Origin of the sequence: Comamonas aquatilis, assembly GCF_965139575.1 — a bacterium.
Lineage (GTDB): Bacteria > Pseudomonadota > Gammaproteobacteria > Burkholderiales > Burkholderiaceae_C > Comamonas > Comamonas aquatilis.
This window is the reverse complement of record NZ_CBCSIW010000014.1, coordinates 22,851-35,847: the sequence shown is the minus strand read 5'-3', so window position 1 is coordinate 35,847 and position 12,997 is coordinate 22,851. Positions and strand designations below refer to the sequence as shown.

Sequence of the window (12,997 nt, the reverse complement as noted above, 5' to 3'; positions counted from 1 at the left end):
AAGTTGGTGCCAATGAAATTCAGGAGCAGGCATTCACTATCAACGCGTGTTCACAGCCGCACCACACTCATATAGCTGGCGTAGCGGAACTCGGAGAAGCGATCCCACAGCAGCTGGTCGTGCTGAAAGCTGCGCAGGCTGCGGTGAATTTTCTTGAAGCTGGGAGACTTGGTTTCGTTTTCCGCCATGGACTGCATCACGGTCTTGAAGCCGGCATCCATGAGCTCTCTGGGAAAGGCCCTGAGCTGAACCCGCTCGCTGAGCAGCTTTTTGAGCGCTGCGGGATTGAGGGCCAGATACTTGCCCGTCATATCGCGCGCCGCCACGCTGGCCGCTGCCTCCACCATGGCCTTGAACTCCGGCGTCAAGCCTGCATAGGCCTTGGCATTGATGAAGAAGGCCAGCTCCGCCCCGCCCTCCCACCAGCCGGGATAGTAGTAATACGGTGCAATCTTGCCAAAGCCCAGCTTCTGGTCGTCATAGGGGCCGACGAATTCCACGGCATCGAGCCGGCCTTTTTCCAGCGCCTGATAGGCCTCGTTGATAGGCATGTTGAAGGCCTGCACGCCCAGCTTTTGCAGAGCCTCGCCAAACAGGCCGCCCCCCACGCGCATCCTCAGGCCCTTGAGGTCGGCCACGGTCTTGATTTCCTTGCGAAACCAGCCCCCCATCTGCGTGCCCGTATTGCCCGCGCTCAGGCTTTTGATGTTGTATGCGGCATAGAAATCGTCCATGAGCTTGCGCCCGCCGCCATGCTCCATCCAGGCGTCCATCTGCCGGGCCGTAAGACCAAAGGGCACGGCGCAACCCAGGGCAAAGCAGGCATCCTTGTCGGTAAAGTAGTAAGGAGCGGTCAGCGCCATTTCGATGGCATCGCTTTGAATTCCATCCACCACGCCATATGCAGGCATCAGCTCCCCAGCCGGGTGCACGGACACTTCAAACTTGCCGCCCGACAAGGCCTTGAGTGTCTGTGCAAATTTCTCGGCCGAACCGAAGACCGTGTCCAGCGTCTTGGGAAAGCTTGCCGCAAGCCGCCACCGCAGCACTTCCTGCGCATGGACTGCCGGGGCCACTCCTGCTGCCAGCACTCCGGCCATGCCCACATGTTTGACGAGTGAGCGACGATCCATGAAGGTTTCTCCGCGAGTAGTTTTCATTAACAAGATGGGGTTATAGCAGCCTTGAAGAGGCCGCTTGCGCTTGTGTCCAGCCAGCATTCTAAAAACGCAGACGCCTGCTGAGGGCAAGATTCGCAGGGCAAAGCAGCTGCCGTCAGTGTTCCCGGCGTTTGACCACAAAAAAGGCCCTTCTGCGAAGGGCCTTGGGTGCTTGAGCTAAGGAAAGGAATCAGACCTGCGCGACTGCCAGCCGCTGGCGAACCGATGCTTCGATGCCTGCAGCATCCAGCCCTTGCAGGGAAAGCAGCTTGACCGGGTCGCCATGCTCAATGAACTGATCGGGCAAGCCCAGCTGCAATACCGGTTTACACAGGCCCTGCGCGGCCAGCACTTCCAGCACGGCGCTGCCTGCGCCGCCCATGATGCTGCCTTCTTCCAGCGTCACAATCAGCTCATGCTCGGCTGCCACCTTGAGCAGCAGCTCTTCATCAAGCGGCTTGGCCCAGCGCATATTGACCACGGTGGCATCCAGCGCCTCGCCAGCGGTCAGCGCCGGGTACAGCAGCGTGCCGAAAGCCAGAATGACGACCTTCTTGGCGGCGGATTCGCGGCGGATCTCGCCCTTGCCAAAAGGCAGACCTTCCATAGTCTCCAGCGGAGCCACACCCACACCGGCGCCACGCGGGTAGCGCACGCACACGGGATGGTCCTGCTCATAGGCTGTCGTCAGCAACTGGCGGGTTTCGCGCTCGTCGGCCGGGCAGGCCATGCTCATATTTGGAATGCAGCGCACAAAAGCGATGTCGTAATTGCCAGCGTGCGTGGCACCGTCGGCCCCCACCAGACCCGCGCGATCCAGCGCAAACACCACGGGCAGGTTTTGCAACGCCACGTCATGAATCAGCTGGTCATAGCCGCGCTGCAGGAAAGTGGAGTAGATGGCCACCACGGGCTTGAGGCCTTCGCAGGCCATACCGCCGGCAAAGGTCACGGCATGCTGCTCGGCAATGCCCACGTCGTAATAGCGGCCGGGGAAGCGCTTGTGAAACTCCACCATGCCCGAGCCTTCGCGCATAGCCGGCGTGATGCCGACGAGACGCTGGTCCTTGGCCGCCATATCGCACAGCCAGTGGCCAAACACCTGGGTGAAGGTCTGCTTGGCCGGCGTGGCAGGCTTGACCAGACCGACGGCCGGGTCGAACTTGCCGGGGCCGTGGTAGGCGATAGGGTCCACCTCGGCCAGCTTGTAACCCTGGCCTTTCTTGGTCACCACGTGCAGAAACTGCGGACCTTTGAGGCTTTTGATGTTCTCCAGCGTGGGGATCAGCGAATCCAGATCGTGACCGTCGATGGGGCCTATGTAGTTGAAGCCGAACTGCTCGAACATGGTGGCAGGCACCACCATGCCCTTGGCCTGTTGCTCCAGGCGCTTGGCCAGCTCCAGCAGCGGCGGCACCTGCTTCAAGACGCTCTTGCCCACATCGCGGGCCTTGGCATAGAACTGGCCGCTCATCAGCTGGGCCAGATAGCGGTTCAGCGCGCCCACGGGCGGGCTGATGCTCATATCGTTGTCGTTGAGGATGACCAGCAGATTGGCATCGGCCACGCCGCCGTTGTTCAGTGCCTCGAACGCCATGCCGGCGGTCATGGCACCGTCGCCGATCACGGCAATCGCACGGCGGTCCTCGCCTTTTTGCTTGGCCGCCAGTGCCATGCCCAGGGCTGCCGAGATGCTGGTGGAGGAGTGGGCCGTGCCAAAGGTGTCGTACTGGCTCTCTGCACGCTGGGGAAAGCCCGAGAGGCCGCCGAATTGGCGCAGGCTGTCCATGCGGTCGCGGCGACCGGTCAGTATCTTGTGCGGATAGGTTTGATGACCCACATCCCAGACCACGCGATCACGTGGCGTGTCAAACACCGAGTGCAGGGCCACCGTCAGCTCCACGGTTCCCAGGTTGGAACTCAGGTGGCCGCCGGTCTTGGAGACGCTGTCGATCACATAGGCACGCAGCTCGCCGGCCAGCGCCTTGAGCTGTGCACGCGAGAGGCCGCGCAGGTCTGCCGGGTCATTGATGGTTTGCAGCAAGGAATAATTGTTCGTGGACATGATCTATATTTTTAATAGCTGCTTTCGCACGCCAGTATTACGCTTGAGGCCAATTTGCCTTGCATTATCAATGACTGCGCTGCACCACCATATCAGCCAGGGCGGCCAGGGCCTGCGTATCGGCCAGGCCGCTGCGGGCCAAAGCCGCATGCGCCTGCTGACGCAGCTCCTCGGCATGGGCGCGAGCGCGCTCCAGCCCCAGCAGCGAGACATAGGTGGGTTTGTCGTTGGCGGCATCCTTGCCGGCAGTCTTGCCCAGCGTGGCGGAGTCGGCCACCACATCCAGAATATCGTCCACCACTTGGAAGGCCACGCCCAGCGCCTGGCCGTACTCGGTCAACGCCTCGATGGCCCTGGCCTCGGTCTGCGCATTGCAGGCGGCCCCCATGAGCACGCTGCCCAGCAGCAGCGCGCCGGTTTTGAGACGGTGCATTTCGCGCAGCTGACTTTCCGTCAGCTGCTTGCCCACGCTGGCCAGATCGATGGCCTGGCCGCCGGCCATGCCATGGCTGCCTGCCGCAGCACCCAGCAAACGGCATAGCTTGGCCTGCATGGAGCAGGGAATGTCATCCTCCTCGGGCAGCAGCAACTCGAATGCCAGCGCCTGCAGCGCATCGCCGGCCAGCAGGGCCGACGCTTCGCCAAACTGCACATGCACGGTGGGCTTGCCACGGCGCATGACATCGTTGTCCATGCAGGGCATGTCGTCGTGCACCAGCGAATAGGCGTGGATCAGCTCCACCGCGCAACCGGCACGCAGCGTGGCTGCAGCGTGGCCACCCACGGCCTCGGCAGCCGCCCAGACCAGCAAGGGGCGCAGGCGCTTGCCGCCATCGAGCACGGCATAGCGCATGGCTTCGCCCAGACCTGCGGGAGTGTTGACTCCCACCCAAAGCGACAGCGCATCTTCGGTGCGGGCCAGCCGCTCCAGCATCCAGACGGAAAAATCCAGGGTCTTCAAATCGGCTCCTGCTTGAGGCTGCTCGGCAATCATTTCTGCATTCATGGGCGCTTGTTCACTGCGTTGAGTCTGGCAAATACCAGGACTAGTCCTGAGTCCAGGGGGACAGCGTGCCTTCATCCAGCACCTTGACCTGCTCCTGCACTGCATCGAGCTTGCCGCGGCAATAGGCCAGCAACTCAGCTGCGCGCTGATAGCCGGTCAGCATCTGTTCCAGCGGCAGCTGACCCGACTCGATGTGTGCAATCAGCTGCTCCAGCTCTTGCAGGGCGGCTTCATAGCTGGTGGGCTGGGCAGAGGTTTTGGCGGCTGCGGCCTTGGGCATGGATGGTATGGGGCAGTGTTGGAAGGAAGCGACGATTTTAGGCGTGCCAGCGACGAAAGCGCGCAATGCGGACAAAGGCCGGTAACCATTCATGACCGCCGGGGAAGAAATACGATGGCGCCACGCGCCACAAGCCCCGAGCCCAGGGGCGATTACGGGTTTGCGCAAACTGTAAGCGCCCCATCCTCTTGACCAGTTCAATACACGTACCGAAGCAGCGGAAATAACCCCACAGGTTACAATCCCATTCCCCGTCAAACCGGCCCCAGGTCTGGTCATATTGCCAGGGCATCTCGTGTGGTGAGCTTAGCGGCGACTCCACCCAACTGCCCAGAGCACATGCCCAGACAAGGCCGGTTTCGTTTTTTACCCGCGCGCACGCGCACCCTCCCTGTGGGGAGTCTTTAGGTCAGGTCATGTCTGATTTAAGTCTTCAACTGCAGCAGGCCGCAAGCCAACTACCAGTTTCAAGCTATTTCGACCAGGCTCTGTTCGAGCGTGAGTTGGAAACCATTTTCAAGCGCGGCCCGCGTTATGTGGGCCATGAGCTAGCAATCCCCGAGATTGGCGACTACTACGCCCTTCCACAAGAAAAGGAAGGGCGTGCCCTGGTGCGCAACGCCAGTGGCCAGGTGGAACTGATCTCCAATGTCTGCCGCCACCGCCAGGCCGTGATGCTCAAGGGCCGCGGCAATCTGCTGACCGAAGGCAAGGGCCATGCGGGCGGCAACATCGTCTGCCCGCTGCACCGCTGGACCTACAACACCAGCGGCGAACTGCTGGGCGCGCCCCATTTCAGCCACGATCCCTGCCTGAACCTCAACAACTACCCGCTGCGCGAGTGGAATGGGCTACTGTTCGAGGACAACGGCCGCGATGTGCAGTCAGACCTGGCCGGCATGAAGCTCAAGGAGCAGCTGAGCTTCGAAGGCTTTGTGCTCGACCACGTCGAGATCCACGAGTGCAACTACAACTGGAAGACCTTTATCGAGGTCTATCTGGAGGACTACCACGTAGGCCCCTTCCACCCCGGTTTGGGCAACTTCGTGACCTGTGACGATCTGCAGTGGGAGTTCTCCAAGCAGTACTCGGTGCAGACCGTGGGCGTGGCTCCCAGCTTTGGCCGTCCGGGCTCGGACATCTACAAGACCTGGCATGAGGTGCTGCTGGCCTACCGCGAAGGCCAGTTGCCCGAGCGCGGTGCCATCTGGCTGACTTACTACCCCCACATCATGGTGGAGTGGTATCCGCACGTGCTCACTGTCTCCACGCTGCACCCGCTCGCCGTGGACAAGACGCTCAATGTGGTGGAATTTTACTACCCTGAGGAAATCGCGGCCTTCGAGCCCGAATTCGTCAAGGCGCAGAAGGCCGCCTACATGGAGACCTGCATCGAAGACGATGAGATTGCCGAGCGCATGGATGCCGGCCGCAAGGCCTTGTTCGAGCGCGGCGACAACGAGGTCGGTCCCTATCAAAGCCCCATGGAAGACGGCATGCAGCACTTTCATGAGTGGTACCGGGATGTGATGGGTCAAGCCATCCCCCAAGGTTAATTCGAGGTATTCCCCTCAAAACTGATAGCTGCTAGCGCTTGTTGAATAAGCGCAGCAGCTATTTTTTATGCTGAATCGGTTGAAGGTATGCAAGCTTTGTGGATGGTGGCGGCAGCGCTGATTTTTGCGCTCATGAGTGTGTGTGTGAAGTTTGCCTCCCAGGACTTCAACACCGCCGAGATCATTTTCTACCGCGGCCTGGTCAGCATGGCCTTGCTGGCCTGGCTGGCCAAGCGCAATAACGTGACCCTGGCCACCAAGTACCCGCGCGAACACGCCTGGCGCAGCTTGGTGGGCGTCATCTCCATGGGAGCTTGGTTCTATGCCATCGGCCATCTGCCGCTGGCCACCGCCACCACGCTCAACTCCATGAGCAGCATCTGGATGGCGGTCTTTCTCATTCTTCAGGGCCTGTGGCTGCGCCATCTGATGCGCAAGGACAATGTGCTCAACCCCCACAGCAGCCGCGCCATTCCCCCCTTCCCCTGGGGCCTGGTCAGCACCGTGGTGCTGGGCTTCATCGGCGTGCTGCTGGTGCTGCGCCCCAGCAGTGCTCCGCCGCAGGAATGGGCCGCCGCTCTGGGCGGCCTGCTGGGCGGCATGTTTGCCGCCATGGCGTATATGCAGGTCACCACCCTGTCCCATCTGGGCGAGCCCGAGTCGCGCGTGGTGTTCTACTTCTCCTTAGGCTCTGCCGTGGCAGGCGGCATCACCATGCTGTTTACCGGCATCTCGCCCTTCCCCGGCTGGAGCGTGCTGTGGCTGCTGCCGGTAGGCGTTCTGGCGGCCGTGGCACAGATGTGCATGACCCGGGCCTACGCCACGGCAGGCAGCAAGCGCAACACCTTGGTGGTCGCCAATCTGCAGTACTCGGGCATTGTGTTTGCCGCCCTGCTGAGCTTGCTGCTGTTCGGCGAAAGCATCCCCCTGATAGGCTGGGTGGGCATTGTGATCATCGTGTTCAGCGGTGCCATGGCTACGGCTTTGCGTTCGCGCGGCTAGTGCTTTCGCGGCTTCTACCGCCGCATAATGGATTGCACCCCACGGAAGAGCCTGCGCTCTTCCGCTACTGATTTCGGAGCAGCAATCCATGACGACTTCCAGACCCGAGCACTACAACACCCTGATTTCCGCCGAGCAACTGGCCGATCTGCAGGCCAGCGGCAAGCCTCTGATGGTGTTTGACTGCAGTTTTGATCTCATGAACCCGCCCGCAGGCCATGAGCAGTATCTGCAATCCCATCTTCCAGACGCCGTGTTTGCCGATCTGGACAAACACCTCAGCGCCCCGCATGGCGTGCCCGGCGCACACGGCGAAGTGGCCATCAGCGGCCAGGCTGCCTCCGGCGGACGCCACCCCCTGCCCACACGCGAGCGTTTTGCCGTCTGGCTGTCGGCCATCGGTTTTTCCAACGATATGCAAGCCGTGGTCTATGACAGGAACAACGCCAATTACTGCGGTCGCCTGTGGTGGATGCTGCGCTGGGCCGGTCACGATGCCGTCGCCCTGCTCGACGGCGGGCTGCAAGCCTGGCAGGCCGCAGGCCAGAGCGTGAATGCGGGCGAAGAGCCTGCACGCTTCCAGTCCAATTTCGAGCTGACTGCGCCACTGGAAACGCTCAAGACCGCTGATCAGGTGCAGGCCGAGCTGGGCCAGAGCGCCCAAACCTTGATCGACGCCCGCGCCCCTGCCCGCTACCGCGGCGAGGTGGAGCCGCTGGACCCTGTGGCCGGCCATATTCCGGGCGCACTGAACCGCCCTTTCTCCAGCAATATCGCCGCCGATGGGCGCTTCAAGCCCGCAGCCCTGCTGCGCGCCGAGTTTGAAGAGCTGCTGGCCGGACGCGATCCTGCCGGCGTGGTTCATCAGTGCGGCAGCGGTGTCAGCGCCACGCCCAATGTACTGGCCATGCGCATCGCGGGTTTTGCACCCACCGCCTTGTTTGCCGGCAGCTGGAGCGAATGGTGCAGCCAGCTCGACCGCCCGATAGAACGCGGCTGAGCCGCGCCAAGAACCTAAAGAGCGCGCAAGGCGCTCTGGCCACTGCCAATGACCGCCTGTCGAAGCTGCGGTGGCTGTAACTGCGTTCCTTGTTGATCTTGCCCCACATCGCAGTTCGACCTTGAGCCGCCGCAGTGCACCAGTTTGCAATATCCGCACCTGCCGGAACGCATTGGGCGCGGTTCCCCTCACAGCCCAGGGATCCAAGCTCAGAGGCCCCATGAAAACCGCATCGATGCAAACAGGCGAATGCATCGTTGCGCGGGTTTCATCGGCATTGCCTCGGCCAGCCCGTCATGTCATTCAGATGCATTCTGACAAAGACAGCATCACCAGGCGCAGTTGATCAAGTCCAGACCACAGTTTGCTTCCCAGACAAATGTCGCCCGCAGCCAGCTTGGGCGCTTGAAGCTTCGCAGGTAGGGCCACGATCATGACGCGAACATTACTTGAATGTAACCAGCGGGTCATCCTTTCGAAATTCAGCAGTCCATAGCATGCAAACCATGTACTGAAGTCGGCGCTCCAAAAAATTGACGGCGCTGAAAACGACTTTCTGGAGGATTCATTCATGCCACGTCATTCGCCATTTCTAGTGACCCCTGCTCAGGGTTTTTCTCGCCGACGCTTTGTTCAGGGCTTGGCTGCTGGAGGTGTATTGGCCGGCTTGTCAGCGCAGACGCTGAGCGCATTCGCACAACAGAGCTCAACCGTGCGTGGCGCCCCGCCGGTATTGAGAGGCAATGAATTCGATCTGGTGATCGCTGAGTCGCCGGTGAACTTCACCGGCAAGCCCGGCATTGCCACCACCATCAACGGCTCGCTGCCTGCACCAACCCTGCGTTGGCGCGAAGGCGAGACCGTGACCATCCGCGTCACGAACAAGCTGCGCGAGGCAACCTCCATTCACTGGCACGGCATCATCCTGCCCTATCAAATGGACGGCGTTCCCGGCATCAGCTTTGCCGGCATCGCGCCCGGAGAGACTTTCACCTATCGTTTCAAAGTCCAGCAAAACGGCTCGTACTGGTACCACTCTCACTCCGGCATGCAGGAGCTGACCGGCATGTACGGCGCGATCATCATTGATCCCGCCGGACCGCAGACCATTCGCGCAGATCGTGACCACGTCGTGGTTTTCTCCGACTGGACTGACGAAGACCCCATGCGCGTCTTCGCCAAGCTCAAGGTCCAGAGCGACTACTACAACTACAACCAGCCAACGGTCTTCGACTTCTTTCGCGATGCCTCGCGCGACGGCGTATCCGCAGCGCTTGAAAAGCGCAAGATGTGGAACGAGATGCGCATGAATCCCACGGATCTGGCCGATCTGTCGTCCGCAACGCTGACCTATCTGGCCAACGGCGTCACGCCAGCCGGTAACTGGACGGCACTGTTTCGCCCCGGCGAGCGTGTCCGGCTGCGCATGGTCAACGGTGCAGGCAACACCTTCTATGACGTTCGTATTCCCGGACTGAAGCTCACCGTGGTGCATGTTGACGGCCTTGATGTGGAACCGGTGACGGTGGATGAATTCCGTTTCGGCCCGGGCGAAACCATTGATGTGATCGTCGAGCCGCGTGATGAGGCCTACACCATCTTCGCCCAATCCATGGACAGATCGGGCTACGCACGGGCCACGCTGGCAGTGCGTGAAGGTCTGCAAGCCCCGGTTCCCGCAACCGACCCGGTCGAGTGGCTGGGCATGGGCGACATGATGGGTGCCATGGGCGGCGGGGCATCCGGCCACGAGATGACCGGGATGACCGGGATGACCGGGATGACAAGCATGAGCGCCGGTTCGATGGCCGGGATGGATCATGGCGCCATGGGTGGCATGGGTGCCGGTTCAATGGCAGGGATGGATCACGGAGCCATGAGCGGCATGAGCGGCATGAGCGGCATGAGCGGCATGAGCGGCATGAGCGGCATGAGCGGCATGAGCGGCCAGCATGCCATGCCTGCGGGCCCATTGGCCGTGCCCAGCACCACGGCGCGCCATGCACGCACCGAGTATGGCGCGAGCACCGACATGCGCGTGGATATGGCGCGCACCAACCTCGACGATCCAGGCATCGGCCTGCGCAACAACGGCAGGCGCGTGCTGACCCTCGCCGATCTGCACACTCCTTCAGGCCCCATGGATTCCCGTGGTCCCGGCCGCGAGGTGGAGCTGCACCTAACGGGCAGCATGGAACGCAACTCCTGGTCCCTGGATGGACTGGAGTTCGGGCAGTCCACACCGGTGCATTTCCGCCATGGAGAGCGTCTGCGCGTCATCTTGCACAACGACACCATGATGACCCACCCCATGCACCTGCATGGCATGTGGAGCGAACTGGAAAGCCCGGATGGTCGCTTCCTCGCTCGTCGCCACACCTTGCCGGTACAGCCTGCACAACGCATCAGCTTTCTCGTGACGGCAGACGCACTGGGGCGCTGGGCCTGGCACTGCCATCTGCTGTTCCACATGGATGCAGGCATGTTCCGCGAAGTCGTAGTGTCTTGAAAAGAACTCACAAGGGAAATCCATCATGTCCAACGCACTCCCCATTCGCGCTCTGAGCACCGCCTTGCTGACCTTGCTGAGCATGGCTGCACAAGCACAAAGACCATGCAGCACATGGTCAGGCCGCCCCCCAGATGGCTGCGCCGCCAGCCACGGCGGCCCCCATTGGTACGGATCCCCATGCAGCTCACGCCGCTTCGGCAGGCGGCGCTGCAGCGCCAGCAGCCCCGGCCATGGACCATGGAAAAATGCAGATGCAAGGGGGATCGGCCCCACCCGACTCTCGCGACCCGCACGCTTACTCCGACGGCCTGCAATTGGGCTCGGGCGACTATGCCGTACCTGGCGTGCCGCGCCTGGTGCTGGCTGACGAGCACACTTTTGCATCGCTGCGCGGCGAAACGCTGGAACGCCGCTTTTCACGCAAGGGAGAGGATTCCACGACCTACGACCTGCAAGCCTGGTTTGGCACCTCCTTCAACAAGGCTGTCATCAAGGCCGAAGGTGATATCGCCAAAGGCAAGCTCGAAGAAGCGCGGACCGAGCTCCTCTGGGGCCGTGCCTTCACAAGCTACTGGGATACGCAGCTGGGTCTGCGACTGGACAACGGCACAGGCCCCAGCCGTCAGTGGCTGGCGTTTGGCGTGCAGGGCCTGGCCCCCTATTGGTTTGAGTTGGAGACCACGGCCTATGTGGGCAACGGCGGCAGAACGGCTCTGCGCATCAATGCCAGCTACGAATTGCTGCTGACCCAGCGCCTGATCCTGGAGCCCAGAGCCGAGTTGCAGTTCTATGGCAAGGACGACCCGGAACGACGTATAGGCCGGGGCCTCTCAGAAGCATCCGCAGGCCTGCGTCTGCGCTATGAATTCAGCCGTCAGTTCGCACCCTATATCGGTGTGGAACGCAGCGGCAGTTTCGGGCGTACCGCGGACTATGTGCGCGCAGAAGGCAGCCGCTCCCAGCAAACACGCTGGGTGGCCGGCGTACGTTTCTGGTTCTAGTTTCGACATCCTGTTTTCAACCACTCTCGCACACTGAGGTAGGAGGCTTTATGACGCACTCACATATCTTCGCCAAGTTCCTTGCACCGATTGCCGCCGGCCTGTTTGCCACTGCCGCATTGGCCCACCCTTCACTGGTTTCCTCGTCGCCTGCAGACAAGTCCCAGGTGGCCGCACCGGCGAGCATCGAGCTGAAGTTCTCAGAAACGCTGGTTCCCCAATTTTCGGCAGCAAACCTCGTCATGACCGGCATGGCCGGCATGCCGGATCACGGTGCAATGAAGATCAATGCCAGCGTTTCGGGTGCCAGCGACGGCAAGACCATGGTGATCTCGCCGGCACAGGCACTGCAATCCGGCTCGTATCGCGTGGACTGGCGTGCCGTTTCCGCGGATACGCATGTGATCAACGGCAACATCAATTTCCAGGTGAAGTAAGCCAATGGCGGAGGATTGGCTCACCATCGGATTGCGCCTCGCGCTCTATCTGAACATGGCGGCCGCCTTCGGCGTCGCCCTGTTCGGTGTCTATGCCCTGGGCCACGACGAGCGGTCCTTGGCGATTTCACGTCGGTATCGAATCTGTGTAGGCGTATTCGCAGTCATGGGCATGGGGCTGTCAATCATTGGCATGACGCGCCTTGCCAAGGCATTGTCCGGCGCGCAGGACTACTCGGAACTGTCGCTACCCATTGTCCAGATGCTCATGCTGGACACCTCCATGGGCCTGGCTTGGTGCGTTCGCATCTTGGCGCTGCTGCTGTGCGCACTGATGGCCGCATGGGCCCTCAATCCTGCACGGCGCTTTGCCGCCATGACGGCATCCAGCGGCGTGGCGCTATCGACACTGGCCTGGGCAGGCCATGGCGCCATGGACGACGGCGTACGCGGAGTCATCCATCTTGCTTCGGACATCGCTCACCTCTGGGCCGCAGGCGCATGGGTGGGAGCTTTGCTGGCATTCCTGATACTGGCCATGGTGAAAGCAGGCGCTGCCCAGGACACGGTTCGGATATTGAGTCGTACATCGAATGGCTTCGCCCGCATCGGTACGCTGATCGTGCTGGTTCTCACCTTGAGCGGCATCCTCAACTATCTGCTGATTGCCGGGCCCGTGCTTGAGCCGCTGGTCTCGACACTTTATGGCCGGCTGCTACTGGGAAAGCTGGCCTTGTTTGGCGGCATGTTGGCATTGGCGGCCGCGAACCGGTTCCGCTTGAGCCCAGCCTTGGCTGCCTCGCTGAAGACCGGAAACCATGGCCAAGCCGTCGCCAAACTGCGGCAAAGCCTGTTCACCGAAGCGACGCTGGCAGTGCTGGTTCTGACCAGTGTGGCATGGCTTGGCATTCTTTCGCCGAAAGGAGTTTGATCGGTCAAGCGAAATGGTTTGACCGCACAGGAATGCTCGGCGACCAG

Annotated in this window: 12 protein-coding genes; 7 read left to right on the top strand and 5 right to left on the bottom strand. The window is 61.5% G+C overall.

Going from position 1 to position 12,997, the window contains the following annotated elements; genetic code table 11:
* Positions 1-50 precede the first annotated feature (50 nt).
* The 4 genes from dctP to xseB all read right to left on the bottom strand — a co-directional run bounded on the left by dctP (position 51) and on the right by xseB (position 4,511).
* Positions 51-1,133, bottom strand: coding sequence for a TRAP transporter substrate-binding protein DctP (gene dctP / locus ACNAZA_RS15540; RefSeq protein WP_415797446.1), 1,083 nt, complete (start codon positions 1,131-1,133; stop codon positions 51-53).
* Positions 1,134-1,350: 217 nt separating this feature from the next.
* Positions 1,351-3,225 carry a 1-deoxy-D-xylulose-5-phosphate synthase gene (dxs, locus tag ACNAZA_RS15535; protein WP_415797444.1) on the bottom strand — a complete coding sequence of 625 codons (1,875 nt, stop codon included), beginning with the start codon at positions 3,223-3,225 and terminating at the stop codon, positions 1,351-1,353.
* 67 nt (positions 3,226-3,292) lie between these two features.
* Entirely contained in the window at positions 3,293-4,231 is a 939-nt protein-coding gene (locus ACNAZA_RS15530; RefSeq protein ID WP_415797443.1) for a polyprenyl synthetase family protein, read from the bottom strand.
* Positions 4,232-4,271: 40 nt separating this feature from the next.
* Positions 4,272-4,511, bottom strand: coding sequence for an exodeoxyribonuclease VII small subunit (gene xseB / locus ACNAZA_RS15525; RefSeq protein WP_120970074.1), 240 nt, complete (start codon positions 4,509-4,511; stop codon positions 4,272-4,274).
* A 416-nt stretch (positions 4,512-4,927) separates the two neighbouring features.
* Between xseB and ACNAZA_RS15520 the strand changes: the two genes are divergently transcribed.
* The 3 genes from ACNAZA_RS15520 (at position 4,928) to ACNAZA_RS15510 (ending at position 8,069) form a co-directional block, all read left to right on the top strand.
* Positions 4,928-6,067, top strand: coding sequence for an aromatic ring-hydroxylating oxygenase subunit alpha (locus tag ACNAZA_RS15520; RefSeq protein WP_120970077.1), 1,140 nt, complete (start codon positions 4,928-4,930; stop codon positions 6,065-6,067).
* An 87-nt stretch (positions 6,068-6,154) separates the two neighbouring features.
* The gene (locus tag ACNAZA_RS15515) at positions 6,155-7,069 is read left to right on the top strand and encodes a DMT family transporter (protein ID WP_415797441.1); all 915 of its coding nucleotides are present in this window, start codon (positions 6,155-6,157) and stop codon (positions 7,067-7,069) included.
* 88 nt (positions 7,070-7,157) lie between these two features.
* Entirely contained in the window at positions 7,158-8,069 is a 912-nt protein-coding gene (locus tag ACNAZA_RS15510; RefSeq protein WP_415797440.1) for a sulfurtransferase, read from the top strand.
* A gap of 303 nt (positions 8,070-8,372) precedes the next feature.
* On the opposite strand, the gene ACNAZA_RS15505 is transcribed toward ACNAZA_RS15510, so the two are convergent.
* A complete protein-coding gene (locus ACNAZA_RS15505) occupies positions 8,373-8,642 on the bottom strand; it encodes a hypothetical protein (RefSeq protein WP_415797439.1) in 270 nt (89 codons plus the stop codon).
* Between ACNAZA_RS15505 and ACNAZA_RS15500 the strand changes: the two genes are divergently transcribed.
* The 4 genes from ACNAZA_RS15500 to copD all read left to right on the top strand — a co-directional run bounded on the left by ACNAZA_RS15500 (position 8,641) and on the right by copD (position 12,950).
* A complete protein-coding gene (locus ACNAZA_RS15500) occupies positions 8,641-10,578 on the top strand; it encodes a copper resistance system multicopper oxidase (RefSeq protein WP_415797438.1) in 1,938 nt (645 codons plus the stop codon). The genes ACNAZA_RS15505 and ACNAZA_RS15500 overlap by 2 nt on opposite strands.
* Positions 10,579-10,826: 248 nt before the next feature.
* Positions 10,827-11,582 carry a copper resistance protein B gene (locus ACNAZA_RS15495; protein ID WP_415797514.1) on the top strand — a complete coding sequence of 252 codons (756 nt, stop codon included), beginning with the start codon at positions 10,827-10,829 and terminating at the stop codon, positions 11,580-11,582.
* 50 nt (positions 11,583-11,632) lie between these two features.
* A complete protein-coding gene (copC, locus tag ACNAZA_RS15490; RefSeq protein WP_415797437.1) occupies positions 11,633-12,019 on the top strand; it encodes a copper homeostasis periplasmic binding protein CopC in 387 nt (128 codons plus the stop codon).
* Between the two features lie 4 nt (positions 12,020-12,023).
* Positions 12,024-12,950: a copper homeostasis membrane protein CopD gene (copD, locus tag ACNAZA_RS15485; protein WP_415797436.1), complete on the top strand. Its 927-nt coding sequence runs from the start codon at positions 12,024-12,026 to the stop codon at positions 12,948-12,950.
* The last annotated feature ends 47 nt before the right edge of the window (positions 12,951-12,997 follow it).

Bases quoted from the DNA above. Each gene is read 5' to 3' on its own strand.
- ACNAZA_RS15510 (WP_415797440.1), top strand. From the start codon at position 7,158: ATGACGACTTCCAGACCCGAGCACTACAACACCCTGATTTCCGCCGAG.
- dxs (WP_415797444.1), bottom strand. From the start codon at position 3,225: ATGTCCACGAACAATTATTCCTTGCTGCAAACCATCAATGACCCGGCA.
- ACNAZA_RS15515 (WP_415797441.1), top strand. From the start codon at position 6,155: ATGCAAGCTTTGTGGATGGTGGCGGCAGCGCTGATTTTTGCGCTCATG.
- copD (WP_415797436.1), top strand. From the start codon at position 12,024: ATGGCGGAGGATTGGCTCACCATCGGATTGCGCCTCGCGCTCTATCTG.
- ACNAZA_RS15520 (WP_120970077.1), top strand. From the start codon at position 4,928: ATGTCTGATTTAAGTCTTCAACTGCAGCAGGCCGCAAGCCAACTACCA.
- dctP (WP_415797446.1), bottom strand. From the start codon at position 1,133: ATGGATCGTCGCTCACTCGTCAAACATGTGGGCATGGCCGGAGTGCTG.
- ACNAZA_RS15495 (WP_415797514.1), top strand. From the start codon at position 10,827: ATGCAGATGCAAGGGGGATCGGCCCCACCCGACTCTCGCGACCCGCAC.
- copC (WP_415797437.1), top strand. From the start codon at position 11,633: ATGACGCACTCACATATCTTCGCCAAGTTCCTTGCACCGATTGCCGCC.
- ACNAZA_RS15505 (WP_415797439.1), bottom strand. From the start codon at position 8,642: ATGAATGAATCCTCCAGAAAGTCGTTTTCAGCGCCGTCAATTTTTTGG.
- ACNAZA_RS15500 (WP_415797438.1), top strand. From the start codon at position 8,641: ATGCCACGTCATTCGCCATTTCTAGTGACCCCTGCTCAGGGTTTTTCT.
- ACNAZA_RS15530 (WP_415797443.1), bottom strand. From the start codon at position 4,231: ATGAATGCAGAAATGATTGCCGAGCAGCCTCAAGCAGGAGCCGATTTG.
- xseB (WP_120970074.1), bottom strand. From the start codon at position 4,511: ATGCCCAAGGCCGCAGCCGCCAAAACCTCTGCCCAGCCCACCAGCTAT.